This window comes from Arthrobacter sp. USHLN218, from assembly GCF_037144715.1.
Taxonomy (GTDB): domain Bacteria; phylum Actinomycetota; class Actinomycetes; order Actinomycetales; family Micrococcaceae; genus Crystallibacter.
On the sequence record NZ_JBBCYT010000018.1, the window covers coordinates 1 to 2522 of the forward strand.

Here is a 2522-nt window from a genome sequence, read left to right on the forward strand (position 1 = left end):
CTCCGTTAATGTTTCAAACAGACACACACCCGCCGGCCAAGGAAAATTAGCCGGCCAGGCATGCACAAAATTCAAATCCAGGCTGATAAAACATCGCAGCACACCACGGGGTGGCACACCACGACACAATCTCAACCAACAAAAAATTGGTATCAACAAACTTGGCACACTATTGAGTTCTCAAACAACAGGAGCACCCGGCACCAGCAGAACCCCCTCAAGGGCCCCGCATCGCTCCGGAGCAACTTTTCTAACTTACCCGATCCACCGGCACTTCGCAAACCGGCCGTTCCCGACCCGATCCACCCACCGGCATCACGCCCCACCCCCAACCCCAACACGACAGCACAAAACCATCAAAACCAGGGAAAGAAATGGAATTTCGCCGACCTGCACACCCACCGGAACAAAACCCGGCCCCGCGGCGGCGGCTCAGAAAACATTACACGCCCCCACCCCAAACCGCAAACCCACACCCCACACCCCCACAAACCACCCCAAGACCCCGCCACCACAACCAACAACCACCCCAAACCCACCCCCAACACCCCGACACCACCCACAACCCGCACTGTGACCCTCACCCCACCCAACCCACCACACAGCAACAACCGGCCCCCAACCCGCACACCCCCGGCCGGCACACCCCCCTGCCACACTCACCCGCGCATGTGACCAAAATCCTTCCGCCCGACGCCACGCCGTGGCAGGCCGTCCGGGATCAGCACCGACCACGGAAGTAGGACCGAAGATGCCCGGCCTCCATGGCTCGGCCGCGCTTCAGCACCCACGCTAGGATCAGTCACGCCCCGGCACCTACGCACTCCCGGAAGACCTACAGTGTCCGGTCGGCCCGAAAGCTGAAAAATATGGGCGCGATGGGCTCAAACGCAGCGGTCGCCTCCCCGGGCACCGGGCCGCTGCCCAGGACGCTGAGCCGACCGGCAGCATCCCGGTCCGAAGAGTCCCGGGCCCGGATGTTCGGCGCCAGTCGTCCATAAGCAATCCAGGGCCGATCAGTCCGTACGTCGGCGATGTCCGCTTAGAACGGTTGATCCCCTACACCCGGGAGAACTGCTTCCGGGCCCCTGGGGCCACTGGCGCGCAGGATTGTGCCGCGCCCTCTCGTTGAGGCATACGTCTGGCGCTGGCGGCTGCCCGGCTGCGCCCGACAGCCGACGCGCAGGCATCCGGCGATGATCTGTGCGGCTGCCGATTCCGCGTGCGGAGCCGTGCAGCAGTCAGCGCGACTCGCATCCTCGGTGGGAGGGTGCGCTCACCGCAGCGTCTCGTACCGGGTCAGGAGAACGCCTCCTGGGAACGCCGTCCTCTCCACGAGATCCAGGTTCACCCAGCTGTCCAGTGCGGCGAAAAAGGGAATGCCCGCGCCTACCAGAACGGGATGAGTAACTAGAAGGTACTCGTCGATCAACCCGGCTCGCATGGCCGTCCCGGCCAGGGTCGCGCCGCCAATCGCCATCGGTCCGCCGTCCTCGGCCTTGAGGCGGGTGATTTCGGCGACGGCATCGCCCGTGACCAGGCGGGTATTCCAGTCAACCTTGTGGGTCGTAGAGGAGAACACGACCTTCGGTGTGTCCCGCCAGTTGTGCGCGAACTCGATCTGGGCCGAGGTCGCGTTGGGTTGCGCGTCGCCGGTCGGCCAGTAGGAGCTCATCGTTTCCCACAGCTTGCGCCCGTACAGCGACAGGCTGTTCGCCCGCTCCCGGTCGAGCCACCACTGGAACAGCTCGTCGCTCGGCACGCTCCAGCCGATATCGCCGGATCCCGACGGTTGACCTGGAAGGTGCGCGGTGATACAGCCGTCCAGGGTCACGTTCATGCCGTAGCTCAGCTTCCGCATGGCGCAAGCTTCCATGGTTCGGCCTCAACCTGCAAGCAACCTCTCGATGATCGAGGATGTGCTTGCGGCCTGATCCCGCCGGCTGCCAGCAGGTGCCCGGTGATGTGCTTGGTGAGGTAACGGAGAGCCGGCGCACCGGCAGTGGCGGACCGTGACTTCCAAAGCGGTTTGACGCCGGCTCAGCAGCTCGTGCCCCAACCGATGCGCCGCGCCGTCCCCCGCGGTGTGCGCCTCAAGCCGCACAGGCGACGCCCCTGGTCAGGCAAGGTGGCCCGGCAAGCCAGCAGCAGACAATCGGATTCGACGCGCTGACGCGTCACTTCAAGCCCGAGTTCCTCGAGCCGGCAGAAAGTGGCCAGGTCAACGCGGCCAAAGGCAGCATCAGACAGGTCGAGGTCTCCTGAACAAGTCAGTCAGAGTTTCATACCCGGGGAGGCCCCAGGCACCCATCCCGACATCGAGGCGCCGGCCAGCGCCCCCTCCGCAACTCCGGTAGGGCCGGCTTTAACGGGGCGGGCTCCGGCCGCGGGGGTGCGGCGGAGCCCGGAAGTGTGTGTGTTGTGTTGTGGTGGTTAAATGCGGTGAGGGGCGCCGCCGTCGTTGGCGGTGCCCCTCATCGTGGTGGTTGTGTCCGGCGGTGACCTACTCTCCCACACCCTCC

At 64.9% G+C, this 2522-nt stretch carries 1 protein-coding gene; it reads right to left on the minus strand.

Translation table 11 applies throughout. From position 1 onward, the window contains the following. Window positions 1-1276: 1276 nt before the first annotated feature. Complete coding sequence (locus WFH44_RS21325) at window positions 1277-1861, minus strand: dihydrofolate reductase family protein (RefSeq protein WP_336716650.1); 585 nt, start codon at window positions 1859-1861, stop codon at window positions 1277-1279. Window positions 1862-2522 lie beyond the last annotated feature (661 nt).

Coding starts and splice junctions, on each gene's coding strand:
- WFH44_RS21325 (WP_336716650.1), bottom strand. CDS start 1,861: ATGCGGAAGCTGAGCTACGGCATGAACGTGACCCTGGACGGCTGTATC.